Annotated in this window: 22 protein-coding genes; 15 read left to right on the top strand and 7 right to left on the bottom strand. The window is 53.1% G+C overall.

The annotated features are described in order from the left end of the window. Positions 1-178 precede the first annotated feature (178 nt). From KOR42_RS10135 to KOR42_RS26535, 8 genes are all read left to right on the top strand, one after another. On the top strand, positions 179-928 hold the full coding sequence (locus tag KOR42_RS10135; protein WP_146509361.1) for a hypothetical protein: 750 nt from the start codon (positions 179-181) through the stop codon (positions 926-928). Between the two features lie 560 nt (positions 929-1,488). Then, entirely contained in the window at positions 1,489-1,839 is a 351-nt protein-coding gene (locus KOR42_RS10125; RefSeq protein WP_146509357.1) for a hypothetical protein, read from the top strand. Between the two features lie 112 nt (positions 1,840-1,951). After that, entirely contained in the window at positions 1,952-2,272 is a 321-nt protein-coding gene (locus KOR42_RS10120; protein WP_146509355.1) for an ArsR/SmtB family transcription factor, read from the top strand. A gap of 26 nt (positions 2,273-2,298) precedes the next feature. Further along, positions 2,299-2,751 carry an arsenate reductase ArsC gene (locus KOR42_RS10115; RefSeq protein WP_231740834.1) on the top strand — a complete coding sequence of 151 codons (453 nt, stop codon included), beginning with the start codon at positions 2,299-2,301 and terminating at the stop codon, positions 2,749-2,751. A 91-nt stretch (positions 2,752-2,842) separates the two neighbouring features. Then, positions 2,843-3,244, top strand: a complete 402-nt coding sequence (locus KOR42_RS10110) for an arsenate reductase ArsC (RefSeq protein WP_146509353.1) — start codon at positions 2,843-2,845, stop codon at positions 3,242-3,244. A 2-nt stretch (positions 3,245-3,246) separates the two neighbouring features. Next, a complete protein-coding gene (locus KOR42_RS10105; RefSeq protein WP_146509351.1) occupies positions 3,247-3,726 on the top strand; it encodes an ArsI/CadI family heavy metal resistance metalloenzyme in 480 nt (159 codons plus the stop codon). Positions 3,727-4,002: 276 nt separating this feature from the next. Continuing rightward, positions 4,003-4,536, top strand: a complete 534-nt coding sequence (locus KOR42_RS26540; RefSeq protein WP_197441031.1) for a hypothetical protein — start codon at positions 4,003-4,005, stop codon at positions 4,534-4,536. Next, positions 4,509-5,159 (top strand): sialidase family protein, encoded by a 651-nt coding sequence (locus KOR42_RS26535; protein ID WP_197441030.1) that lies wholly within the window; start codon positions 4,509-4,511, stop codon positions 5,157-5,159. The genes KOR42_RS26540 and KOR42_RS26535 overlap by 28 nt, the downstream gene beginning before the upstream one ends. A gap of 120 nt (positions 5,160-5,279) precedes the next feature. Here KOR42_RS26535 and KOR42_RS10095 read toward each other — a convergent pair whose 3' ends face one another. From KOR42_RS10095 to KOR42_RS10085, 3 genes are all read right to left on the bottom strand, one after another. Beyond that, complete coding sequence (locus tag KOR42_RS10095; RefSeq protein ID WP_146509349.1) at positions 5,280-6,218, bottom strand: alpha/beta hydrolase; 939 nt, start codon at positions 6,216-6,218, stop codon at positions 5,280-5,282. A gap of 60 nt (positions 6,219-6,278) precedes the next feature. Beyond that, positions 6,279-7,682 carry a sulfatase family protein gene (locus KOR42_RS10090; protein ID WP_146509347.1) on the bottom strand — a complete coding sequence of 468 codons (1,404 nt, stop codon included), beginning with the start codon at positions 7,680-7,682 and terminating at the stop codon, positions 6,279-6,281. Positions 7,683-7,847: 165 nt separating this feature from the next. Further along, the gene (locus KOR42_RS10085) at positions 7,848-8,426 is read right to left on the bottom strand and encodes a peroxiredoxin (protein ID WP_146509345.1); all 579 of its coding nucleotides are present in this window, start codon (positions 8,424-8,426) and stop codon (positions 7,848-7,850) included. A gap of 319 nt (positions 8,427-8,745) precedes the next feature. On the opposite strand from KOR42_RS10085, the gene glgA reads away from it, so the two are divergent. Both glgA and KOR42_RS10075 read left to right on the top strand, forming a co-directional pair. Continuing rightward, positions 8,746-10,221, top strand: a complete 1,476-nt coding sequence (gene glgA, locus KOR42_RS10080; protein WP_146509343.1) for a glycogen synthase GlgA — start codon at positions 8,746-8,748, stop codon at positions 10,219-10,221. A gap of 137 nt (positions 10,222-10,358) precedes the next feature. After that, positions 10,359-12,542, top strand: coding sequence for a glycoside hydrolase family 57 protein (locus KOR42_RS10075; protein ID WP_146509341.1), 2,184 nt, complete (start codon positions 10,359-10,361; stop codon positions 12,540-12,542). 8 nt (positions 12,543-12,550) lie between these two features. Here the strand turns inward: KOR42_RS10075 and KOR42_RS10070 are convergent, their stop codons facing one another. Further along, a complete protein-coding gene (locus KOR42_RS10070; RefSeq protein WP_146509339.1) occupies positions 12,551-13,051 on the bottom strand; it encodes a DUF309 domain-containing protein in 501 nt (166 codons plus the stop codon). A 199-nt stretch (positions 13,052-13,250) separates the two neighbouring features. Here KOR42_RS10070 and KOR42_RS10065 point away from each other — a divergent pair, with 199 nt between their 5' ends. Continuing rightward, positions 13,251-13,967, top strand: a complete 717-nt coding sequence (locus KOR42_RS10065; protein WP_146509337.1) for a DUF6655 family protein — start codon at positions 13,251-13,253, stop codon at positions 13,965-13,967. A gap of 115 nt (positions 13,968-14,082) precedes the next feature. Here the strand turns inward: KOR42_RS10065 and KOR42_RS10060 are convergent, their stop codons facing one another. Beyond that, positions 14,083-17,112 carry a PVC-type heme-binding CxxCH protein gene (locus KOR42_RS10060; RefSeq protein WP_146509335.1) on the bottom strand — a complete coding sequence of 1,010 codons (3,030 nt, stop codon included), beginning with the start codon at positions 17,110-17,112 and terminating at the stop codon, positions 14,083-14,085. A gap of 263 nt (positions 17,113-17,375) precedes the next feature. Here KOR42_RS10060 and KOR42_RS10055 point away from each other — a divergent pair, with 263 nt between their 5' ends. The 3 genes from KOR42_RS10055 to KOR42_RS10045 all read left to right on the top strand — a co-directional run bounded on the left by KOR42_RS10055 (position 17,376) and on the right by KOR42_RS10045 (position 21,652). Beyond that, positions 17,376-18,095 (top strand): response regulator transcription factor, encoded by a 720-nt coding sequence (locus KOR42_RS10055; RefSeq protein ID WP_146509333.1) that lies wholly within the window; start codon positions 17,376-17,378, stop codon positions 18,093-18,095. A gap of 67 nt (positions 18,096-18,162) precedes the next feature. Next, positions 18,163-18,903, top strand: coding sequence for an RNA polymerase sigma factor (locus KOR42_RS10050; protein ID WP_146509331.1), 741 nt, complete (start codon positions 18,163-18,165; stop codon positions 18,901-18,903). Positions 18,904-19,009: 106 nt separating this feature from the next. Beyond that, positions 19,010-21,652 carry a serine/threonine-protein kinase gene (locus KOR42_RS10045; RefSeq protein WP_146509329.1) on the top strand — a complete coding sequence of 881 codons (2,643 nt, stop codon included), beginning with the start codon at positions 19,010-19,012 and terminating at the stop codon, positions 21,650-21,652. Between the two features lie 205 nt (positions 21,653-21,857). Here KOR42_RS10045 and KOR42_RS10040 read toward each other — a convergent pair whose 3' ends face one another. Both KOR42_RS10040 and KOR42_RS10035 read right to left on the bottom strand, forming a co-directional pair. Continuing rightward, positions 21,858-22,220, bottom strand: a complete 363-nt coding sequence (locus tag KOR42_RS10040; RefSeq protein ID WP_146509327.1) for a YkgJ family cysteine cluster protein — start codon at positions 22,218-22,220, stop codon at positions 21,858-21,860. 115 nt (positions 22,221-22,335) lie between these two features. Continuing rightward, on the bottom strand, positions 22,336-23,130 hold the full coding sequence (locus KOR42_RS10035; protein ID WP_197441028.1) for a hypothetical protein: 795 nt from the start codon (positions 23,128-23,130) through the stop codon (positions 22,336-22,338). Between the two features lie 339 nt (positions 23,131-23,469). Here KOR42_RS10035 and KOR42_RS26530 point away from each other — a divergent pair, with 339 nt between their 5' ends. Beyond that, complete coding sequence (locus tag KOR42_RS26530; RefSeq protein WP_197441027.1) at positions 23,470-24,312, top strand: hypothetical protein; 843 nt, start codon at positions 23,470-23,472, stop codon at positions 24,310-24,312. The last annotated feature ends 38 nt before the right edge of the window (positions 24,313-24,350 follow it).

The following is a 24,350-nucleotide window of genomic DNA, read 5'->3' as shown; positions in this document are numbered from 1 at the left end:
CAAATCGAGCGAAGCCATGATCTATGTGGCTTCCATTGGTCGCATGCTCCGCCGCTTAGCTCCTTCACCCAACCAAGCTCCGTTCAAATACCGACTTACAGCATGAAGAGGATTCCGGATAGGCTCTAACTACAGAATTTGTTTCTGTAGTCGTGATCAAAACGCAAGGGGAATCACGATGCCGCGAACTCCAAGATACTCCAAACACAAAGCAACCGGGCAAGCCTACGCGACGATCAACGGGCGGGTTGTCTACTTCGGGGCCTACGGCACTTCTGAAAGCCGAAACGCTTACGATCAAGCCATTGCTGACTGGCGAGAATTAAATGCGGCACCGGCTGCGACGACGACTGTCGGTCAATTGACGGTGATGTATCTGAAGCAACACGCGCAGGATTACTACAGTCCCGGTGAAGTGCGAAACTATCGGCCTGTGCTTCGGGTTCTGGTGAAGATGTTTCGCACGACGAAAGTCGGAGAGTTTGGGCCAAAGAAACTGAAAGCCGTTCAAGATGAACTGGCGAAGACTCGAGTTCGCAATCAGGTCAACATCTGCAAGCCGACACAAATCCTCTATGTCGGCGATTACGATCCCAGCGGATTGTCGATCAATGAAGACATCCAAACCAAACTGAGGCGCTACGCTCCGAAAGCTGTGATCTACTTCGATCGGATCGCAGTCACAGAACAACAGATCGAAGAATATCACCTCTTGAGCCGTCCCCCGAAGTCCGGAGATTCGCGGGCGAAGAACTTCAGCGGGGGCTGCGTCGAAACAGAAGCCATCGAACCGGCAGAACTGAAGCAGATCATCCGTGACAACATCGAAGGTTACATCGATGAGGAAACACTACAGAAGACGCAACAGGTTGAAACGATGGAGCGGGAAACGCTGCAAGCGTTTATTGGCGTGCTCCCCATTTTCTGATCCAGATGTTATGAGAGTCAACCGACCGATTTTGGTTCGAGGAGACTTTGATGACGAAGCGACGACGACGTAAGCCTGAGCAGATTGTGAAGCTGTTGCAGGAGGGGCAAGCGATGTTGGCGGCAGGAAATCGCTGGCTGAGGTGTTGCAGAAGCTGGAGATCAACGAGGCGACCTGGTGTTGAAAAACAAAGAGCGGGACGCGTTTCGTCTATCGGGTGGTCGTTTGAATCAAAGGTACGATCAAGAAGGAGTTGTTGAGTGCCGCTTCAGAATCGGGTGACGCCGGAAAGTGTGATTGAGGCTGTTTCGGCTCGTGGGATGTTTATGGGGAATCGAGGGTGTCTTCACGGGTGTGAGCGAAATCTTGTCAAGCAATTCTGTTCGGAGAAGCGATGGATCATTTGTGAAACGGAGTTTCGAGGTCGGAGAAGGGCGTTGATGGAGCCCGGGAAATATACAGAACTCTTCTTTCTGGATGAGGCGACGGCATTTGCGTCTGGGCATCGTCCGTGTGGAGAGTGTCGGCGGGACCGGTTTGTAGATTTTAAAGCTGCGTGAGTGCGTGGGAACTCGGAATTGGGGCTTGCAGAGAAGTGCGGGATCTCTGAGGTTGACCAGCATCTGCACCGTGATCGAATCACGAATCAGCGGGCGAAGCGAACATTTCAATGCGTGCTTGGTGAACTGCCGGACGGGGTGTTTGTGCGATATTCAGACAGTGAATCGCCGCATCTTTGGTTCCGTCAGACGCTTTTTCCGTGGTCGCATGAGGGGTACCGAGTTCCGGTTTCGTGTGGTCTCGATGAGTCCGTAAGTGTTTTGACTCCTGCGTCGACGGTGAATGCGTTGCGGGAAGGGCACTCGCCGGTCGTTTCTCTGGATGTGGCGATGTTTTTGGGTGAGTGGTAGCGGGTGTGGGCTTCTTTGGTTGCGAAGTCTTCTTTCTGGTTTGTGGTGGTTTGGGTAGGATTCGTTGGATGTTGACTGGGATGGGCGTCGATGATAACATGGCAATATGACCATGAATGAGAAAGAGCGAGCACGATACGAAGCACGGGCGAAGGTCGCGAAGGCGATGTCGCATCCGAGTCGGTTGCTGATGCTTGATCTTCTTCAGAAGAAAGACATGTGTGTTGGTGATTTGACGAATGAGGTCGGATCTGATCAGTCGACGGTCTCCAAGCATCTGGCGGTGCTGAAAGATGTCGGGCTGGTGACGGTTCGCAAAGAAGGTTCGTTGAGTTACTACCAGCTGCGGTGCGGCTGCCTGGACGGGTTCTTCTCATGTCTGGAAACGATGCTGATGACTGATTTGTCGTCTCGGCAAGAAGCGGTTCAATAAAAAAATTTACCACTACATATGGCAATGTGACCATTAAGCCATTCGTTGCTGAGAAGCCTGTTGTGCTGTTTCTGTGTACCGGAAATTCTGCCCGCAGCCAGATGGCGGAGGCGTTTCTGCGGAAACATGGTGAGGCCCATTTCGATGCGTGTAGTGCCGGGCTGGCTCCCAAGGGAATCCATCCATTCACGATTCAAGTGATGAACGAAGTGGGAATCAGTCTCGACAATCATCGTTCGAAATCGTTGAGCGAGTATCTCGGGAAGGTCTCCGCGAGTCATGTGATTTTCGTTTGCGAACAGGCGGAGCAATCCTGTCCAAGAGTTTGGCCATTTGCACTCAATACGCTTTGCATGCCGTTTCCAGATCCGGCAGCGGTCGAGGGGACGGAAGAAGAGCAGTTGAATGCGTTTCGCGAAGTTCGCGATGAAATCGAGCAGAAAATTCTGTCGTGGTTGGAAAATGAAACCGGTGAGTGAGGCAATCGTCAGTCGTTGATTTCAGTCGCTGTGAAGTCTTGGTGGCTGGTATCGGGCGGAATGAAATTTGAATCCCTGAGGGGGGAGTGAAATGCAGCGCGTACTCATCTTGTGCACGGGAAACTCGTGCCGATCTCAGATGGCGGAAGCACTCTGGGAATCGCACTCGGCGGGTTCGAAGCCGTCCGGGTATGTGCATCCATTGGCTGTTGAAGCGATGAGTGAACTGGGCATCGATATTTCGTCTTACGAGAGCAAGTCGGTCGGGCAATTTGAGAATCAAGCTTTTGATCTGGTTGTCACAGTTTGTGACAACGCCCGGGAGTCGTGTCCCGTCTTTCCCGGGGCGAAGTCTGTGTTGCATTGGCCATTTGAAGATCCCGCCGATGCAACCGGGACCGAAGCACAGAAGTTGGAAGTCTTTCGTCGCATTCGTGATGAAATCAAACAGAAGATTTCTGAATACCTCAGTTCTGTTTCACAAGGAGTCTGAACATGTCTCTTCAATCCGCTGTCGACTTTCCTGGCAACTTTCGTCTGCACGTTGCTTTGAACGTGACGGATATCGAAAAGTCGAAGGCTTTTTATCAGGTGCTTCTCGGGTGTTCGCCCAGTAAAGAGCGAGCACGTTACGCGAAGTTTGAGCCGACGGACCCTTCAGTGAATCTGACATTGAACGAAGTGGAAGAGTCGTTTCAGGTTGAACGAGGTTCCGCGCACTTTGGAATTCAGGTGAAGTCTGTGGTCGATGTCCATGCTGCCATCGAACGATTTCAGAAGACGGGAATCGAGACCATCACCGAAGAAGGGACGACCTGTTGCTACGCGGTTCAGGATAAGGTGTGGGCTGTCGACCCCGACGGCCACAAGTGGGAAGTCTTTTGTGTTCTCGAAGCGGATGCGAAAGACGATCTCTACGCTGAAGCTGGTTGCTGTGGACCGGATGTGGTTTCACTCGGAAATTGCGAGGCGTAACTCACTCCGAATTGGAGATCGTCTTATGAGTATTGTGCTGTGCTGAGTCTCTCGTGATCCATTCGTTGGGACGGTTAGAGGCGATGGCAATGGCATGATCGAACGTCGACGTTGATGCTTCACTGACTCACAATTTCTGGTGGGAGTGGTTGAACCACTCGTTGAGTCCACAATTCAACATCTTTTTGTGTCCATTGGAAAGCGTGTGTGAGTGAAGCTCAATGTCGTCGCTGGCAGTCGGTTGTATTGCTGTGCCGGAGTGATCAGAATTCTTGCATGAACCAGTTCAGCAAACGACGAATCCCCTTGATTGCCTGCAGTGTGGCAATCATTCTCATGACCTTGACGGGTCAGGCTTTTGCAGACCCTCCTGCTGCGGAAATTCTTTCTGTCCGAACGATCAGTCAACAGCCTGAATTCTATCATGGCTGGCCGACGCTCACGCGTCAGAAATCTGGTCGATTGTTGCTTGTCTGGTCGGGACGTCGAGAGGCACATGTCGGTCCATTCGGAACTGTCGAGTGGATGACATCTGACGATGATGGAAAGAGTTGGAGCTGGCCGCGGACACTTCTCGATTCTGCAATTGATGATCGCGACGCTGGCGTTCTGGAGACGGCATCAGGCGCAATTCTGGTCACAACGTTTTCTTCTTTGGCCTACGAACCGATTATTGAGAAAGCCGAACGTGACGCACGTGGGACTCGTCTCGTCTCGACCGCTGGAAAGCGGAGGGATGGGCCTGGAGTGAGAAAGAGCGACAGCAAGAACTCGGGACTTGGATGTTGCGTTCGGAGGATCAAGGCTTGAACTGGTCGGCGAAGTACGACTGTCTTGTCAGTAGTCCGCATGGTCCGATTCAGCTTTCCGACGGAAGGATTCTTTACGCCGGGAAGCAGTTGTGGGAGGAGAACCGTCGCGTGGGCGTGGCGGTTTCCGGGGACGATGGAGTGACGTGGGAATGGCTTGCGGAGATTCCCGCCCGAGAAGGTGATGATCCGAATCACTATCACGAACTGCATGCTGTCGAGGCTGAGAATGGAACGATTGTCGTTCACATTCGAAATCACAATTCAGAAAATCATCACGAAACATTTCAGAGTGTCTCGACCGACGGGGGGAAGACGTGGTCGGTGCCGGAGTCGATCGGTGTGTGGGGACTTCCGAGTCATCTCACAAAACTGAGCGATGGGCGATTGCTGATGACCTACGGATATCGTCGCCGCCCGTACGGGAATCAGGCACGAATCAGCGACGACAACGGGAAATCATGGTCCGAGCCGATGACGATCAGTGATGACGGGGCTTCCGGCGATTTGGGATATCCATCGACAGTCGAACTTGAAGATGGCTCATTTTTGACTGTCTGGTATGAGAAACCGGCAGATCAGTCCAAAGCTGTCTTGCGGATGGCTCGCTGGAAACTGAAGTGAACCATTTGTTGTCTCGGAGAATCCCGTTTCACTTCGACAAAGGAGGGAATGGATTCACGGGTTCCTTCCATCCCGAAGGTCTTCAGTCGAGCACATCGCACAGCGTACTGAGCACACGGTTTATTGCTTCGACAACCATTCCTCGACATGTTCATTTTCATCGACAAAGCCGAGTGAGTTCAGGAACTTGTCGGTCGCGATGAGAGTGGCGACGAAGGGTTTGTTTTCGTGCTTGCCGTAGTTAAAGAAGCCGTGGGCATAGTCGTCGTACAGGACGAGTTCGCATTGGTTGCCTGATGCGAGCATCTCTTTTTCGAAGAACTTCGCCCCGTCGAGCAAGAAGTCTTCTGTTCCGAAAAACATGATTGTTGGAGGAAGATCGGACCGGATGTTGTGAGCTGGCGAGAGGTTTTCGGGCTTCGTTCCCATTCGCTCTTCGAGAGTCCCGTCACGGTCGACCCTGTCTTTTGAGAGCGGTTGATTTCCTTCGAACGGAGCCAGTGTGACGGCTGGATTGTACAGGACGAGCGCATTCGGGATGCAGCTTACGTCGTTGGACTCTCCCGGTTCATCGAATTGGGAAATCGTCGCTGTGCAAGCGGCGAGGTGACCGCCGGCGGATCCTCCTCCCGCAGCGAGGCGATTCGGATCGATCTTCAGTTCGTCGGCATGGTTTCGAACCCATCGCATTGCCGACTTGGCGTCCTGGACTGCTTCTTTGGCTTTCGTTCCGTGTCGTGATGAGACCCGGTAATCAGCCGTCATCGCGACCACTCCGCGTTCTGCAAGATAGCGACAATGTTGCTCGAATTGCTTCGGTGATCCTGCTTTCCAACCTCCGCCGAAGAAGAACACAATCGCAGGACGCGGGGCTTCTGACGGAGTCGGAGGCTGGAAGACATGGATCTTTAGTTCGTCGTCACCGATCGTTTTGAAAACGTGTGCTTCGGATCCGTCGAATTGCAGCTTGTTATTTTCGTTCTCAGCGTATGCGCTCAGACTCGCAAAACAACAGAGGGAGACACAGACAAAACGGGTGATTCGAAATTGCAAATGCATCGACTGACCTCCACTCTTGAAAGACGGGGGGATTGCACACTGAACGGTGATGCATCGGGGTCACTTTTTCAATGACGGATGAGGAGCCCCAACGCCGGGAATTCGTTTGCCTGTGACACGGTGAAATCCGTCCGGGGTGAGTTTGTCGAACCCGGGGAAGGAGTCATCGGTGTCTTGTTGCCACTGATTCAACATGCCTTCGTGTTCCAGCGCGATCCGTTCGATTTCCGAGGTCTTCGGAACATCTGTCAGAAGATTCACGAGGCAATGAGGATCGTTGACGACGTCGTAAAGTTCACGTTCCGGTTGCGGTGTGTCGAAAATCAGATTTTGAGTGGGAGCGAGGTTTTTCTCCGCGTGAAGTCGTTTCATTTCGTCATACGTTGGCGAACGAACGGCATCAGCTGGCGGAGTCGCAGGGAGGCTGGGAGCCCAGTTCCGAACGAAGCGGTATTTGCTCGTACAGACACTTCGTTCAAACGCGCGATAGTCGTGCCAGTTGTGTTCTGAGTAAGCGGAGAGTCGTGAGTGAATTGTTGGAGTACGAAGAACCGGGACAAATGACTTCCCCTGGAAGGAATCGAGTTGCTCGGCTCCGGCCAGTTCAACAACGGTCGGGGCGATGTCGATGGTGCTCACGATGGATGTTGTCGATTGGTTCGGCTTGACGATCGGCGGATACCGGACGATGAATGGTGTTTTGACGCCGTCTTCAAGCACGGTCGTTTTACAGCGAGGAAACGGTCGTCCATTGTCGCTGATGACGAGGATGAAGGTTTCGTCGAGAACACCTTGACTGCTGAGTTCGTCTCGGACTTTCCCAATGTATTCGTCAAAGCGACCGATTTCGTCGTAGTACAGGGCAAGATCTTCGCGAACCGGAGTTGTGTCCGGAAAGATGGGCGGGACACGAACGTCGTCTGTTGTGTGCGGAGGATCGATGGCACCCGGACGATACGCTCGGTGAGGATCGGTTGCCGCCAACCACAGGAAGAACGGCTTGTCCTTGGGGCGATTCTGAAGAACGTCTACCCAGTCACCTTCTCCGCCTGGACCTCCTCCTTGTTTCACGAGGTCCATTTGCGAAATGGCGGCGTCCCCAAGATGCCACTTCCCAACCGAAGCGGTGTAATAGCCTTTTTCTCTCAGTGGTGTGCTGAAAAGGGTTTGATCGGCAGGCAGTGGTAAATGCAACTCGCCAGCGCCGGTCGAATGAGGATATCGACCGGTGAGCATCGAGCACCGGCTCGGGCTGCAGGACGAACATGTCAGATACGCGCGATCGAAGCGCATGCCTTCTTCGGCAAGTTGATCGATGTTCGGAGTTTTGATGTTGGGATGACCATAGGCGCCGCAGTCGTCCCATGCCATATCGTCAGCGACAAAGATGACGAAGTTAGGTTGAGCGTATGACTCGGAAACAAACAGGGAGAACAGGCAGAGTGTGGTCAGCAAACGTATCATAAGAAGCGACTCAATAGTGTGAACGATGTGAATGAGTATCTGAGCGTCGTTCGCTTCTCGAATCCGTGCGGGCATCTCAAGGAATTGAATGAGATGCACGCAACGGAGTTCGAGACGAGTGAACGAGATCACTGCGAACAGCGTGTTCGATCGAACGCCGTCGTGTTATTTCTTCAGGCCTTCGATGGCTGCGAGAATTTTCTGGCTGTCTTCAGCCGCGTTGACTTTGTCGTCCTTGTAGACAACTTTTCCGTTCTTGACGACAAACGTCCAGCGTTTTGCTGTTCCGCCGCGAGTCAGGACTTCTTCTTTCCCATCAATTTCACGGGTAATCGATTTTTCGCCTTTCGTGAATGGGACTCCGAAGGCAGTGGCAGCGACGCCATCGGGATCAGCGAGAAGTGTAAAGTTGAGGTCGTGAGCCTTCTTGAAGAGTTGGTGATTGCGAACTGAGTCGCCACTCACGCCGACGACTTCAACGTTTTCGCCTTCCAGCTTCGAGAGATCATCGCGGAACCCGCAGGCTTGCTTGGTGCATCCGCCGGTCATGTCGGCTGGATAGAAGTAAACGACGACGGTTTTGTTTGCGAAGTGCTTGTCTGAGTTCCAGTTGGCACCGGTATCGTCTTGAATGACGAAGCTGGGGGCTTGATCGCCAACGTTCAAGGTCACATCCACAGCGTTTGCGAATGTCGAACTGAGTAAGAATGTGGCCGTTGTGGCGGCGAGAAGAAGTGTCTTCATGGGAAGAAGCTCCAGGGAGTTGGTGGGAGGGAGGAAAACTCAAAAACTCACTATCGAGCATACGTTGGCGACCGCTGACTCACAAGCGACGGCTGATGAACTCGGTCTCCCCACTTGGCAGAGATTCGCTTCGCTCATCTTTCAGAAGATTTCAGAGGGGAGAACGTCGATCTGAATTCGCTGTAATGATCAGGATTGGTGGATTCGAGTGATCAACGTCGGTCGGAATTGGAGTTTCGGACGGTAATGCGTTACGTTCTCCTTCGTAATATCGTCAGACCAAAATCTGATTTACTTGTGGCCATCTCAGGAGCTTTCGATGCGGATCATGATGGTTTCTTCTGAAGCGGTTCCATTCGCGAAAACGGGTGGGCTTGCGGATGTGGCTTCCGGGCTTTCGAATGCTCTTGCTGAGGCAGGCAATGAAGTTGTGCTGGTCATGCCCTGTTATCGGCGATTCATCCCGGAAGACCAGCGCGGCAGTGTTGTTGGGGAAGTCCGCATTGATTTTCCCAGCACCACGATTGAAGCGACCGTTTATGAGACTCGCCTTCCCGGAGATCTCGTCAAGGTCCTGCTAATCGATTGCCCGAGTTTCTTTGATCGCAGCGGGCTGTATGTCGAAGGGGGAAGCGACTACGCCGACAATGCGGAACGGTTTCTGTTTTTCAGTCGGGCAGCTGTCGAATTGGCACGAACGCTTTTCATACCGGATGTGATTCATGCGAATGACTGGCAGACCGGTCTGATTCCCGCGCTCGTTCTGCAAAGCCGTGAACAAGGCGGTCCGTTGCAGGATGTCGGGACCGTTATGACGATCCACAACATGGCGTTTCAGGGGCAGTTTCCGAGTTGGCAGATGATGAACACAGGGATTCATCCCCGGTTCTTCAATTGGCGTCAGCTCGAATTCTGGGGACATTTGAATCTCCTCAAAGCCGGGATCGCGATGGCGGATCAGGTGACGACGGTGAGTCCGACGTACGCGAAAGAAATTTGTCGCCCCGAATTCGGATACGGACTCGATCCCGTTCTCGAATACCGTGGGGACGATCTCGTCGGGATTCTGAACGGCGTCGACATGACTGTCTGGAATCCCGAAATTGATCCCCGTATCGAGACGCAGTATTCCGCCGACACAGTTGAAGAAGGGAAAGCACGCTGTAAAGCAGCCCTTCAAACAGAAGTGGGGCTTCCCGAGAAGCCAGAGGCGATGCTGTTCGGAATGATTTCTCGTCTGACCGACCAGAAGGGGTTGGACTTAATCACTCTCAAGGCTGGCCAGTTCCTCGGGGCGAATGTGCAACTCGTCGTTTTGGGAACTGGTGAAGAGAGACACGAAAATTATCTCCGCGGGCTGCAGGAGTCGCATCCTGAGAAAGTCGCAGCGGTGATCGGCTTTGACGATGCCCTCGCTCATCGCATTGAAGCGGGAGCCGATGCGTACTTGATGCCCAGCCAGTTTGAGCCGTGCGGGTTGAATCAACAGTACAGCTTGATCTATGGAACGCCACCAATCGTGAATGCCGTGGGCGGGTTGGCCGATTCTGTTGTCGACACCAATTCGGAGACGCTCGCAAACGGGACCGCCAACGGATTTCAGTTTCACCACTATCACGGAGATGCATTTCTGGACACCGTCTGGAGAGCCGTCGGCCTGTATCAGCACTTCCGTGATGACTGGAGAAAGATCGTCGATCATGGAATGCGGAAAGATTCCTCTTGGTCGGGGAGCGCCCGGAACTATATTGACGTTTACGAACGAGCCTTGGATCGCGTTCGATCAGATTCGTGATGAGCGAGAAGCTGTCAGCTCGATGATCACGATGGGTTCCTTTCGATGAGCAACAGTGTGTTGCGTTTGAGTTTTTGTTTTGGATCGCTGCAAGAGTTGAGTCGCAGCGTGACGTTGATCCTCATGAAGTGTTCCCGATGAAACCTGTCTCGCTTGCGTTGTTCTGGCATCAGCATCAACCGTATTACCCGGATGATGTCGCCGATGAAACTCTGATGCCGTGGGTGCGGTTGCATGCCACAAAAGACTACCTCGGGATGGCGATGCACATTCAGGAGGTTCCAGAATTTCATTGCACGATTAATCTCGTTCCGAGTTTGCTGGAGCAGATTCAACGCTACGAAAACGGTCACGTCGACCGGCACCTTAAAGTTTCGAGAATGCCGGCAGACAGTCTCGATCAGGAACACGCCTGCTATTTGCTCGACAACTTCTTTATGGCGAACGAGCAAAGCATGATTCGCATTTATCCGCGATATCATGAATTGTTTCAAAAGCGAGGCTTGGGTCGGGACTCTGCTGAGATCGCTCTGATGCGATTCACAAAACAGGAGTTGCGGGACCTGCAGGTCTGGAACAATCTGACCTGGATTCACGAACTCGTCTTCGAGCGAGATACCGATCTGACCGAGTTTCGAGCCAAGGGGCGAGACTGGACGGAAGACGAAAAGAACTGGCTGCTGGACCGGCAGCGAGAGCTTGTTGCGGAAGTGATTCCATTGCATCGCGAGTTGTCAGAAGGCGGGCAAGTGGAGATCACGACCACTCCGTTCTATCACCCGATTCTTCCATTGCTCTGGGATAAGAAGTCTGCGCGAGAAGCGATGCCCGGCTGCAAGATGCCGCAATACACCGAAAGCTACAAAGAAGATGTCAAACGACATCTGGAGAAAGCGGTCGCGTACCATACAAAGCTGTTCGGCGAACCACCGCGAGGGCTTTGGCCGTCTGAAGGATCCGTTTCGCAAGACATTCTCGCGTCGATCATTGACGTGGGCATCGAGTGGATCGCGACCGACGAAGAGATTCTGGGACACTCAACGGATAACTTTGTCCATCGAGACGCTCACGGAAATGTCAATCGCCCGGAGCTGTTGTATCAACCGTGGAAGGTGAGCAGTGAAGGGGAGTCGCTGAGCATTATCTTCCGTGACCACGGACTCAGTGATTTGATCGGATTTCACTATCAGCGGAACGATCCAAACTGGGCAGCGGATGATTTGCTCGCCAAGGTGAAAGGGATCGCTCACGCTGTTGAAAAACATAATCCGGATCAACCGGCATTCGTGCCGATCGTGCTTGATGGCGAGAACTGCTGGGAATACTTCCCGGACGGCGGCGTCGGATTTCTTCGCAGCTTGTATCGAAAGTCGGTTACCGATCCTCAAGTCAATTCGGTTCGCGTCAGCGAGTTCCTCGCCAAGCATCCGCCGCAAAAGAAGATCAATCGACTCTTCGCGGGTAGCTGGATCAATCACGACTTCTATATCTGGATCGGACATCAGGAAGATCGCGATGCGTGGGATCTCGTTCACATCACACGTTCCTTCTTGAAGAAGGCCGAAAAGTCTGGCCGCTTCGCTCCTGAAGCGATTCAGGAAGCGTGGAAGGAACTGATGATCGCTGAGGGGAGTGACTGGTACTGGTGGTACGGAGACGATCATCATTCCGGTCAGGATGACCTGTTCGATGAACTCTTTCGGCGGCACCTTCGAAACGTCTATACCCTGCTCGGTGAAATGCCGCCGTCGGTGATGTTTGAACCGGTGACCCATGCGGAGCGGAAGCATCTGCACACTCAACCGAAGGCACTTCTCAACGTCAAGGTTGATGGCCGCATCAGCTTCTTTGAATGGTTAAATGCCGGTCATTATGAAGCTGGGAGTGAACGCGGAACGATGACAATGGTCTCCGACAGCGCGATCACCGATCTGTATTTCGGCTTCGATCAGGAACGATTCCTTCTCCGATGCGACACGATTCTCGCGGCGAAGTCGGACCTGAAAGATTACGAAGAGATGCGAGTTCGATTCGTGGAACCGTACGGAATTGAAGTTCAAATCAAAATGAACGGTTCGATCGAGACGTCGGTTGTTCGTGAAAACGAAGTCGTTGCGAACTCAAACGTGACTGCGGCAATCGGAAAAGTGCTTGAAGTTTCGATTCCCAAATCGGACCTCGGAGTCGAGGTTGGTCACCGAATGCACTTTGCAGTCGAACTCATGCAGAACGGAGAAGCGGTCAATCGCATTCCAAGCGAAGGGACTATCGATCTGGAAGTCTGCGGTCCTGACTTCGAACGGTACATGTGGCAGGCGTAACACTTCGTTCAATTGTTTGATCGACCCGACACGGGAATCGTCCCGAGGATCGGAAGAACGGGACCCGGATCGAGTTCGGAGTCCTGAATCGGCAGGTTCGTTTCGAGAGTCGCGATTTGCTGGCGAAGTCGCTCGATTGAAACTCCGAACGAGTCGATTGAGTCTTTGACCGATTGCGAGAGATCGAGCAATTCAACAGCTCGCCGGAGATGTCGTTCTGCGCCGGTCCTGTTTCCTTCGAGGCATTTGACTCCACATGCGGAGAGCTTGATCAATCCTTTGATGAAGTCCGCCTGTGGTCCTTGCTTGCCGTACTCAATCCAGACATGTTCCCAAGCTTCGTGAGCTTCCCAGTAATAGCCATGATTGAAGAGTTCGAGCGCACGTTGAAACAGGGACCGAGGATCCATTCCGGGCTCGTTTGAATCTCCGTGCATATGTCCGGCCGGATCGGAAATCGGATGCGGATTCTTTCCGGGAATGTAGGTGTATGGGGGAAATCTGTTCATAAATTGTGAGGGCCCCGAATCTCTTTACGGGCGGATATTCGAATCCAAAAGTGCGATGAAAATTAGCTTGACAGACTTCGGAGTTGTCGGCTAGTCACGAAATCTCTCTCCCTTCCCCTGCTACTCAAGCAACGTCATCCCCCATTCATTATTCGCGGGTCACTCTCACGATTCGATATCGTGACGGAGGAGGAGTCCGATGGTTTCATTTCGAGTTTCACTTTTGTCGCTGGTCCTGATCTCTGGCTGGGGCTGTGCGACAGCCACAACGTCAAACACAGCAAGAACTTCAACCGAACAGCTACTGATCACAAACGCGGTGGATCAGTCGCTCGACAAGATCGACTTTCGGCCGTTTCGTGGTCATGCGGTCTTTCTGAATGACAAGTACGCGGACTGTGTCGACAAGAGTTACGTGATCGCTTCGGTCCGGCACCGCATCCTTCAGTCCGGTGCTCGACTGGTCGATTCTGCCGATCAGAGCGAGATCACCGTCGAACTTCGAACAGGTGCTGTCGGGACAGCTTCGTCGAATTCATTCATCGGTGTTCCGGAAATTGTTCTGCCTGGAGTCGTCACTCTGCCTGAAGTGCGATTCGCTGAACGAAAGAAACAGTCAGGGACCGCGAAGATTGGTCTCGTGGCCTTCGAAACAGGCACAGGGATTGCGCTCGGTACCGGCGGTCAGGCGCTCGCACAGTCCGAAGACAACAACTGGTTCGTTGTGGGTGCCGGTCCATTCCGAAGCGGAAACGTCAAAGGAGAGATCAGCAGCTCCACGACGGGACAAGCTGCGGTCAAGTACACGCAGATTCCAAAGATCATCACCTTTGCAGCTCCGGATGCGACGGGAACTCAACTGGCTTCTGAGCCATTGCAGACGATCGATCCGGTTTCCCTCGAGAAGCAGGAATAACAAGCATCGCTTGATTGCTTCTCTCGAATTCAATGACACGACCCAACGCGGGAATCGCCCGCGCTGGGTCGTCTTTTTTCTTCAGTGATGAAGAGTGTTGCACTCGCAGCAAACGTTATTGGCCGGGCTGAAGTGGCTTGATGACTTCGGACGGGACTTGTCCATCGAGGTAACGCCAGTTCTTGAGGAACGAAATTAAATCGGCCATTTGTTGCGGGTTGATGGTTCTTTCAAGTCCGACCGGCATCAGTGAGACTCCGTTGTTTTTGACCTGCTCAATCTCATCGCGCGGAATCGAGATCGTCTTGCCTTCGGGTTGCTTGAGAGTCATCGCTGCTGAGGTCTCGGATGCCAGAATACCGGTGTAAATTCTCCCCGATGTATCAACAACGGTATAGCTGAAGTAGTTGGCATCGATGGCTCGGTTCGGATCGAGAATGTTCATCAGAAAGAAATCGGGCGTCTTCGTTCTGGAATCAGAAATGTCGGGAGCGACATTGACGCCGATTGAACCGACTTTGTGACACGTTGCGCACTGTTGTTCGAAGATCTTCATTCCGTGCGACGGGTTCGCTTCAAGTTGCAGGCAATGCCGATACTCCGCGAGCACGCTCACTCGGTCAGCCGGTGGTTCACGTCGAAGAAGTTCCTTCGCACGGGCTTTCTGGGCTTCATCTCCGATTCTCAAAAGCGAACGTTCCAGCGAGTCGTCGATCTCCATTCGATGAACACCTTCCGACTCAAGCTCATCGAGCAGCAATGCTGCCAGCGATGTCGATCGCGCCATCTGTTGCAGGATCTGACGGCGAATGGCCCCTCGTCGTTGAGGCAAGAGAGTCGAGAGCGTCGGGACAAGTTGTTCGCTGGGACGGTTGAAGATCGCAGCGAGCGCAGAGGACGCCCTTTGAGCGTGTCCCGAAGCGGTTGCGTCGACGAGAATTTGAAGCGACGCCGAATCTACTCCCAATCCCAGAACCTGACAGATCATCGGATCGACCTTCGATCGAGGATCATTTTCCAGGAACAGTTCACATGCGTCATCAACGAGTTGGGTGAAGTGTGCTTCGTTGCTTTTTTCAAGCAATGCTCGAGTTGCTCGGGACCCGCCTTTCAGTCCCTTGGAGATTCCTGCAACGCATGCCAGCTTCTGCTGTAAGGTGATCTCTGAACTCTGAAGTGTCTGCGTCAGTCTCTCTTCGACTTCTTCGGTGGTCGATTGTCGAGCGAAGAGTGCAGCGAGCGAGTTCAGCACGACAATCTGAGTTTCCTGTTTCTCAGGATGGCATTCGAGTTCGAGAAGTTTCGAAAGGATCTCTCCGGAGTCGGATCTCGCACTGACACCCAGAAACGCAGCGATCCATTCTGCGTCGTCGTCTGCATCGTTTGCGAAGAGAGAGTTCAGAATGAAGTCCTGATTGGCGGATGTCAGGTCTCTCCATCGGATTCGCCCGAGCGTCGCAAAAACTTGCTTGCGAATGTTGGAAGACGTGAGCGGTTGTTCGTTCGAAGCGCGTTCGCTGAACGACTCAAGATGAGAATTCACAAGCTCGAACCACTCCGGGGAATTGGAAAAGCGTTCAGCCCCGACGTTCACGATGAACGGTGTGAGACCGGGGCCACCTTTTGTATTGAGGACTCGTTTCATGTCTTCGAGTTCAACTGCGTTGAAAGAATTCAGAATCGCAACGGCGAAGAGTGGATCGACTTGGTGGTCTTGCTGAAGGTTCCGCAAGTGTTGAGGGGTTTGCGGATCATTCTTCTCGATAAGTCGCCGAAATGCGGTTTCTTTCTCCCAGGACGATGTTGATATCGCTTGGTCAATGATCAGCGAGTCAAGCAGCGACTGTGTGGAAGGTTGAGAGTTCGCCTGTTGGAATTCGGTCGGTGCTGACTTCTCCGATTGGTTTCCGACGATCCGCCAGATTCGACCGCGGTCTCGACCGAGAACAAGATCCGGCCGGTCCTTCAATTCTTCGGGCATGAATTGAGGATGTTCGATGACGGCGCGATACATGTCGACAACGTAAAGCCCCTCGTCCGGACCGAGAGCGAGATTGACCGGGCGAAACCATGAGTCCGTTGAGGCAAGGAACTCGCGTTGACTGTCGTCCGGGATGTCTCGATAGGTCGGTCCCGCTTCACGAATTCGTGTGCAATGAACGAGGTTCGCGGTCGGATCGCAAGTGAAGATGGCTTTGTGAAATTGTGCACCGAGAGAATGGTCGGGATAAACTTGAACTCCGCAGGCGGCCGTGAACTGATTCGCGTGCAGATTCGACGTCGTCCAGGTAGTGGAAATCGGATAGAGGACGGAATTCTCTCCGGCAGGGGCAACGTCTTCGTAGTGACGATCGACGACCAATCCGGGAGTCAGAGTGAGTTGATCGTTCTCGAGGACGATCTGCCGTGCGGGGTTGCGATTCGTGCAAACGAATCGGTCTCCATTGAGAAATGTCAGTCCGAACTGACTCATCCCCGCGACCGCTTCGTATTCGCCGGTTCGCGGATGGAAACGGAAATCTCTCCCGGCAATCGAAAGTGGATTCGCTTGTAAGTCTATTTCCCACGGGGCATCCGGTCCGGGGATGATCTCTCCGCCTCGGAGTCCATTGGCGATATAGATGTATCCGTCGAGTGCGAGTTGCGGATGATTGTGCCGCAGCTGTGGATTCGCGGTTGCAAAACCTTCGAACCAGATTTGAGTCTCATCGCACAAACCGTCTCCGTCTTGATCACGAAGAAACAGAACCTGTCCGTTCGCTGTGACGATCACACCATCTTGCCAGAACATCAGTCCGTTGGCGAAAAGGAGACCCTCTTTGAAGAGTTTCGGGTCGGAGTAGTGTCCATCTCCGTCGGAGTCTGTCAGGATTCGAATTCTGGAAAGACCGTGTTGATTCGGATCCGGTCCGTTGGGGTAGTCGGACATTTCGACAACCCAGAGTCGGTTGTCAGGATCGAACGCCATGTGAACCGGATCGACGACATCCGGCTCACTCGCAACGAGTTGAATGTCACAGTTTGCGTCGAGTTGAAATTTCTGTGCTGAGTCCATCGGGCTGAGAGGGTCCGACGCAACAGCATGCAGAGAACCGCAGGTTAGAATGAGCAGTGCAAGACTCGATAAGTATTTCGGTCTGATCACTTAGGGCTCCTCAGAGGCGGGGTGAGACAGAGGGAACGCTGGGGGTTGAATGAGATCGTCTCACAATTCGTTTGACAACGTCAAGGAGCAGCATCAATCGCTGTGGCGGTTTGTCTTCGCCTCTCGAATCCCGGGCGGGTCATCACATCGAGGAGCGCCTTCCTGAGAGATTCCAACGGTTGATAGCACTTGCCGAAACATCGCTTCAGATAGAGAATACGAGAGACGAACCGCGAAAATTTCCGGATGATAGATATGCAGCTATGGCCAGCGAGACAAAGAGAATTTTAATTGTTGAAGACGAAGAGGCGATTGCGAACGGGCTGCGCTTTAACTTCGAAGCTGAAGGGTATGACCCGGTCGTGCTGGGAGACGGTCCGTCGACACTTGCGTATTTCGAGGAAAATTCGCATCAGGTCGACCTCGTTGTTCTCGACCTGATGTTGCCCGGAATGAGCGGATACGAAATCTGTCGGGAGATTCGGGAACGTGACCAATCAGTGCCAATTATTGTGCTCAGTGCCCGAAATCTCAGTGAAGACAAAATGCATGCGTTCGACTGCGGGACCGATCAGTATGTGACCAAACCGTTCGCATTGCCGGAGTTGCTCAGCCGTGTGAGAAATCTTTTGCGTCGTCCGCGTGCCCCTCTCGTTGTGAAACATGCGACGGAGATTGACGAATTTCAGATTCAGGATGTGCACATCAACTTCAAGACTTTCGAAGTTGTCTGTGGGGAAGAGACACATCAGTTGACGACCATGGAGATGCAGCTTCTCAGATACTTCATTGAGCACGAAGGAGATGTCCTGTCGCGGTCGAGGATCTTACGGGACGTCTGGGAGCAGGGAGCGGACGTGTCCTCGCGGACGATTGATAACTTCGTTCTTCGACTGAGAAAGTACATCGAATCCGATCCTGCCAACCCAAAGCACTTGCTCTCAGTGCGTGGGACCGGATACCGTTTTGTAGCAAACCCTTAACTCTCTCAGGTGATCTGCGAAGAGCTTTCCTCGATGGGAAGCTCTTCGAAATCGTGGAGGCGCAGTCGTGCCGACAGACATTGCCAGTCCGGTGCCGTTTCAAACGACTCGCTGGACTCTCGTTCGGTCGGCGGATCGCGGAGTGGCGTCCGCGGAGTCTCGAGACGCGTTGGCGGAGCTGTGTCAGATCTACTGGTATCCACTCTACGCCTTCGCGCGGCGGCGAGGTTCTCAATCGGCGGACGCCCAGGAACAGGTGCAGGGATTTCTTTCCGAACTTCTGAGCGGGGCATTGATCTCAAAAGCGGAGGCTGCGAAGGGTAAGTTTCGATCGTTCCTTCTGAAGTCGTTTCAGCTCTTTCTTTCGAATGAACGACGGCGTGAAAACGCACAGAAGCGCGGCGGAGGCTGCGTCGTTTTCTCAATCGATGCAGCTGTCGGTGAAGAGCGGTATTCACATGAACCCGTTGAGAAAGTCACTCCCGAAGCACTCTTTGAGCGTCAATGGGCACTCACAATTCTCGAACAGGTCGTCGAACAGCTTCGACAGGATTATCGCAGCAAGGGGAAGGAACCTCTGTTTGAAAGACTTCTCCCCCATCTGACTCAGAAAGAGACAGCCCGTCCGTATCAGCAGATAGCAGAGTCACTTGCGATGAACGAGACTGCTGTGAAGGTTGCGGCTTTTCGATTGCGGAAGCGGTTTCGTGAGCTGTTGAGAGAAGTGATCGCAGACACAATCGACGAAACCGGGGCCGACGCCATTGACGACGAGTTGAATTCATTCGCCCGAAGTCTTAGTTCCTAAGCTGTTTCGGAAAACTGGTGCAAGTTTTCAATAAGTTCTGTAACGATCGTCGACAAACTGCTGAGTACAGGGTGCAACAACATCCTGACTCAATACGAGGTCGAAGATGAACGGGGAAGATCAACTCTGTCCACAATGCCAGTCACCGCTGGGCACCAGCGCGGTTTCTGGCTTATGTCCACGCTGTCTCTTGGACATTGGATTCGAAAGCCATCCAGCCACGGATTACCAGAAAAGTCCTTATCAGCCGAAGTTCGTGGCGCCCACACCGGAAGAGCTGACGCCCCATTTTCCCGAACTCGACATCTTGGAGATGATCGGGCACGGGGGGATGGGGGTTGTCTACAAAGCCCGTCAACGGAACCTCGATCGGATGGTCGCGCTGAAAATCTTGCGTCCCGACTTCGATCAAGATCCTTCATTCGCGGAAAGATTTCAGCGAGAAGCTCGAGCGCTGGCCCACCTGGGGCATCCGAACATCGTCACTATCCATGATTTCGGACGGAAAGATGACCTTTACTTTCTGATCATGGAATACGTTGACGGTACCAGTCTCCGGCAACTCGAACAAACCGCGCGACTCACCCCGGGGGAAGCCCTCGCAATTGTTCCCAAGATCTGTGAAGCCCTGCAATTCGCCCATGAACGAGGCGTTGTTCATCGCGACATTAAACCGGAGAACATCCTGTTGACGCAGGATGGGAACGTCAAAATTGCGGACTTCGGGCTTGCGAAACTGTCGGGCGTGCCGGACCAGTTTCCCCTCACCGGAACCTGGCAAGTCATGGGAACACCCCACTACATGGCTCCGGAGCAGTTCGAGAAACCCGGGACCGTTGATCATCGAGCAGACATCTTTTCGTTGGGAGTGGTGATTTATGAAATGCTGACAGGGCAGCTTCCGCTCGGGCACTTTCGACCTCCGTCGGAACATTTTCCGATGGATCACCGGCTCGATGGTGTTGTTCGACGGGCTCTCGATCGGGAGCCTGAACAGCGATTCCAGAAAGCAAGCGAAGTAAAAACGGCTGTCGAGGACATTTCGAGCACGCACTCTCCGGAACCGCAAACGAGTCAAGAATCACAAAGTCAACCGGTTGCCGGGCGGAAGGGATCCGTCTTAATGCTTGGCAAGTGCATGGTCGCAATTGGATTCATCGAAACGGCATTGATCTTCATGATTCTCCTCGGAGAGGACGGGGGATTCTTCGCCTTGGCTGCTCCGTTTGGAATCGCTTCTTACGTCCTCGGTCAGTTGCTGTTGAGTCGTCAGAAGATTGAATTGTGCAGAATGCTCGTCTTGCTCAGCATCATTCCATTCTCTCCGACATGGATTTTCAAACTGATCGTGTTCGCCGTCTTTCGCGCGGATCGATTGTGGAAAGATGACGTCGCGAAGACGTTCACGGAAGTTCCCTGGAGCGAGACTGATGCAGCCCAACGATTGGGGGCATTCAAGAGTTCTCTTCTCAAAAGTGGATCGCTGTTGAAGAGACTGCTTCTCAAGCTTCGCGATTGGACCGTGCTGGCTGGCCGCACAGTGCTTCGGATTTTGCGGAAGGTCTGGAATGGAATCCGTGTGAGCAGCGCAACGCTTTTGAAAGTCCTGGCAGGACTCATGGTGTGGGGATGTCTCTGGGCTGGAACCATCTACTTTGTTGAAGCAGAAGTTCTCGCCAAATACGGGGCTACGGAATACTCCGTCTGGGATTCGACCGCAGGTGATTTACGACCAGCTTCGGGGGTGTACGACAAACTGCGGCTGACGACATCCGGCCGAGGAAAGGGCGTCGGTTCCATTCCCGTGTCAGAGAGGTTGCGGACCGAAGCATGGCTGCGATTTGAGAAACTCGATGACGAAGGACTCAGGAGAAACGCGAGTGAAGTTCGAGTCAATTTGACTGAGTCTGTCCCGGTGATGACCCTCACGCGGGGTCCTCGGCGTCCGGATCACATCGGATTGTCAACCAGCCCGATCGAAGAGGCTCTGCAAGATCTCGGAGTGGACGTCACCAGCGTCAGCGTCAGAAGCGAGATTGATGAGCTCGTGAGAGTTCTCAGGCAATTGTCGTCGACGCGAGGAGTTCGTTTAGTCTCTGGAGAACTGATTCCGACCGCAACACTTGTGGATTCCGAACTGTTTATCAACGAAGGGCGTGGGACGATCTATTCGTCGACACGCATTGATAACGATGTTCAATTTGTCGTGATTGCCTGCATCGTCTGTATCATCGCGTTGAGTGTGGTGGTTGTGCTCTCGCTCGTCTGGAGAAGTTGGTGGAAGCTGCGTGCCGCCAGGAAGTCTCAAGACGGGGGCGAAACCGAACGACTTCGGCTTGTGCAAGATATTTCGTCGGCACTGATTTTTGCCGGGTCGTTCAGCGTTGTCGTGCTTCTTCAGGGCAAGGTTCTGCTTTTCGAATCAGGAGTCGTCGAGAAGTATTTTCCCGTCTTGAACAACATGCCCGGGCTCTTTCATCTCGGGATGATGAATGAACTGATCCTTTGCTCAATTTTCGTGATCTTTGCCGCTGTTCAGCTGCGGTCCGGTCGCGGTCCCTTCTGGCGGCAGCTGGGGATCATTGCGTCGATCTTTGTGATGATCATTCCTCCAGCGAATTTGTTGACCTTGCCGATCGGGCTGTGGAGCGCGAGCTTGCTTTTGCGGAGTGACATGAACGACTTGTTTTCGGATCACAGATCTGAACCGGAAGAAACCCGGAGCGAGCACGTTTCTGGATCCGTTTAGAGCACGTTGCTCTTTCCTGTGCGCTCGCTTGGACCTTTTCATCAGGGAAAAGGCTGAGTTTGCTCGCGCGAGTGAGTGCCAACCAGCACGGAAAATGTTCCGCACCGCCTTCAACTTCAACTTCTGCTTTTCTGAGAAGTCACGAGGAACCTCTAAGAAGTTGATTCCCGATTGAAGCATTTCAATTTGAGGGCGGTTCGGAAGATCACTCCGAAGGATCGATGCCGAACATCTTTCGGTAGACAATGCATCCTCCGTCGCCGACGGCCAGAGACCGACAGCTTGACGGGCGATGGTCGTAAAAGAGGCAGTATTCGAGATTCTCATCGAGCCAGACGCACGGTCCGTTTTTGTCGATTGAGTTTTCTTTGAACTTCAACAGATACGTGTCGAGCAGTTCTTTGGCCTTCTCCGGAAGATTCTGAAACCGCTGGAAGTCGTCCGCGAACGATGGGTCGTCTTGAAAGTGATCGTTCAATGCCAGAGCGACATAATCCGGCGGAGCACCCTGCCAGCGACAACAAGCTCCACATCCCTCACAAGAAGAAATGGTTGTCAATTCGTCCATTGAAACCTCGCGGGAAATCGATTGTGAAGCAGTCTGGTGATTGAATTGCCCATCAACTGCCCGAAGAATTCGTGCTTCGGGCGAGATCTCTCAATCAGTCGCCTCTGACGGTGAGTCAGGACTCCGTGTTTGAAATTGCATCTGTCTCGCTTGCGTCACTCTTGGTGTTCCCGGTCAAACTGGACTCAGCTTGTGCTTCTGGTTCACTCTCCGGGAAGGAGTGCAGAATCATAATCTTCTGCCAGATTTTGCGTCCGAGTCCCGTGGTCAGATTTTCGAGGTCGTTCACAACTGCGACAGCTTGCGGGTCCGAAAACTCGTCAACATAGACAGCGGCGATTTTCCCGCAGAGTGCGAGCATCTCCGAACAATAGTCGAGATACCGGTTCAACAGGAAGCGGTTCATCATTCTTTTCGGGGATGACCGCGTATTGTGTTTTGGATCGCGGGTGAGCACGCGCTCGGGATCTTTGGTGAGCTGGTGCATGTCAATAATGTGAACCAGCGACCTCAAGCGGTGGATTGCTTTGACTGTTCGAGAGCGTTTCACGCGCGTCTCAAGCGTCATGAGAAAGATGACAGTGGCACCGATTAAGACGAGTGCGTTGAAGCCAGCGTCGAGTCCCTGAACGAGTTCCCCAGCTGGGAGAGGCTGGTTGGGGATGCGAATCACTCTGATGACCATCACGAAACAGGCTGAGATCGCAATGATGAACAGGAAGGAGATCAATCTCACTCCGTACATCGGTCTTTTGATCGCCGTTCCGGTCTGATGAGCATCTCGGGCGATATTGAGAAGATCGTCCGCGACGGTGGCAAGACCGGCGTCAGGAAAACGTTCTTGAATTCGGTTTCGAAGGGTTGCGACGGTTTCAATGATTTTCTCGGGATCGAGGTGATGCGCCGACAAGTTTGGTGCTCCTGTTGAGAGATGGGATCGTTTGACGTTTCTGATGATGGGATCTGTCAGGGTGAACGGATCGAATTCCACCTCAGATCAAGTTTTCGTCGAGGAGCCTCTGCGTTTAATACGGATAATGCACGCACGCCTGAAACGGAATCAAGTGAATTGGTCTTGTTTACATAAGTTTTGATTGCTCGACGCGTTCAGCGATCGATAAACTCAAAGTGAACATCTTTGGATGAGGCTGTCTGGCCACAAAGTTGTCACAATCGACACAATACTTTTCTTCAATTCAATGCGATCTACGGATCGTACGTTTACTCCTTCCATTCAGGGAGCCCAGTTATGACGCGCTTGTCGCAGTCGACGAAATTGTCCGGAGTGTTCGCCCTCGCGATGGGCTTGCAGATTTTTGTTGCTCAGTCAGACCTCCTGGCTGGACGTCCATTGACGAAAACAAAGTTCGACCCATCTGCTCCGCAGGTCGAAATGTTTGAAGGGATGGAGAGCGGTGATCTGCACGTGAAGCCTGTTGCGAAAGACGCAATGGGTGGAAAACTGTTCTTCACCAACATGACTGACGAACCGATCACGGTGAAAGTTCCTTCGAGCTTCGTTCTCGTTCCTGTCTCTGCCCAGTTCTCTGGTGGTGGTGGCGGCGGTTACGGAGGCGGTGCTGGTGGTGGAGCTGGCGGTGCTGGTGGAGGAGCACAGGCAGCCGGGGGTGGTCTCGGCGGCGGCGGTGGTGGCGGCGGAGGCTACGGCGGCGGTGGCGGGGGTGGAGGAGGATTCTTCTCGATCCCTCCGCAAAAGACCTTGAGCGTCGAATACGTTTCTGTTTGCCTGGAACATGGCAAAGCGGAACCTCGGGCAAAAGCTCCATATGCAGTCATTCCTGTTGAAAAATACACACAGGACCCTGTCTTGGTGAACCTGATTGATCTCGTCGGAACTGGAAAGATTCACAGTGCCCCAGCCCAGGCAGCTGCCTGGAACGTGGCGAATCAAATGAGCTGGCGAGAACTCCAGAATCAGAAGTACGATCGAATCGGTGTGCCTGACACCCCGTACTTCTCTCTGGCCCAGCTGCAAGCAGCTCAGCAAATCGTCAGCATTGCTCAGCACATGGCCGAAGAAGACGGCGAAGTTGCACAAGAGCCAACCGTTCGAGTCCGGACTCGCGAATAGAGTTGAAGAGCCTCACTGGGCTGCGACGATTGCAATCT

This window comes from Thalassoglobus neptunius (assembly GCF_007859735.1).
Taxonomy (GTDB): Bacteria; Planctomycetota; Planctomycetia; order Planctomycetales; family Planctomycetaceae; genus Thalassoglobus; species Thalassoglobus neptunius.
The sequence above is the reverse complement of the archived record's forward strand: the minus strand, read 5'-3'. Positions and strand labels throughout refer to the sequence as shown.

Bases quoted from the DNA above. Each gene is read 5' to 3' on its own strand.
- KOR42_RS10105 (WP_146509351.1), top strand. From the start codon at position 3,247: ATGTCTCTTCAATCCGCTGTCGACTTTCCTGGCAACTTTCGTCTGCAC.
- KOR42_RS10135 (WP_146509361.1), top strand. From the start codon at position 179: ATGCCGCGAACTCCAAGATACTCCAAACACAAAGCAACCGGGCAAGCC.
- KOR42_RS10090 (WP_146509347.1), bottom strand. From the start codon at position 7,682: ATGATACGTTTGCTGACCACACTCTGCCTGTTCTCCCTGTTTGTTTCC.
- KOR42_RS26540 (WP_197441031.1), top strand. From the start codon at position 4,003: ATGAACCAGTTCAGCAAACGACGAATCCCCTTGATTGCCTGCAGTGTG.
- KOR42_RS10045 (WP_146509329.1), top strand. From the start codon at position 19,010: ATGAACGGGGAAGATCAACTCTGTCCACAATGCCAGTCACCGCTGGGC.
- KOR42_RS26530 (WP_197441027.1), top strand. From the start codon at position 23,470: ATGACGCGCTTGTCGCAGTCGACGAAATTGTCCGGAGTGTTCGCCCTC.
- KOR42_RS10085 (WP_146509345.1), bottom strand. From the start codon at position 8,426: ATGAAGACACTTCTTCTCGCCGCCACAACGGCCACATTCTTACTCAGT.
- KOR42_RS10040 (WP_146509327.1), bottom strand. From the start codon at position 22,220: ATGGACGAATTGACAACCATTTCTTCTTGTGAGGGATGTGGAGCTTGT.
- KOR42_RS10055 (WP_146509333.1), top strand. From the start codon at position 17,376: ATGGCCAGCGAGACAAAGAGAATTTTAATTGTTGAAGACGAAGAGGCG.
- KOR42_RS10070 (WP_146509339.1), bottom strand. From the start codon at position 13,051: ATGAACAGATTTCCCCCATACACCTACATTCCCGGAAAGAATCCGCAT.
- KOR42_RS26535 (WP_197441030.1), top strand. From the start codon at position 4,509: ATGTTGCGTTCGGAGGATCAAGGCTTGAACTGGTCGGCGAAGTACGAC.
- KOR42_RS10110 (WP_146509353.1), top strand. From the start codon at position 2,843: ATGCAGCGCGTACTCATCTTGTGCACGGGAAACTCGTGCCGATCTCAG.
- glgA (WP_146509343.1), top strand. From the start codon at position 8,746: ATGCGGATCATGATGGTTTCTTCTGAAGCGGTTCCATTCGCGAAAACG.
- KOR42_RS10120 (WP_146509355.1), top strand. From the start codon at position 1,952: ATGAATGAGAAAGAGCGAGCACGATACGAAGCACGGGCGAAGGTCGCG.
- KOR42_RS10075 (WP_146509341.1), top strand. From the start codon at position 10,359: ATGAAACCTGTCTCGCTTGCGTTGTTCTGGCATCAGCATCAACCGTAT.
- KOR42_RS10095 (WP_146509349.1), bottom strand. From the start codon at position 6,218: ATGCATTTGCAATTTCGAATCACCCGTTTTGTCTGTGTCTCCCTCTGT.
- KOR42_RS10065 (WP_146509337.1), top strand. From the start codon at position 13,251: ATGGTTTCATTTCGAGTTTCACTTTTGTCGCTGGTCCTGATCTCTGGC.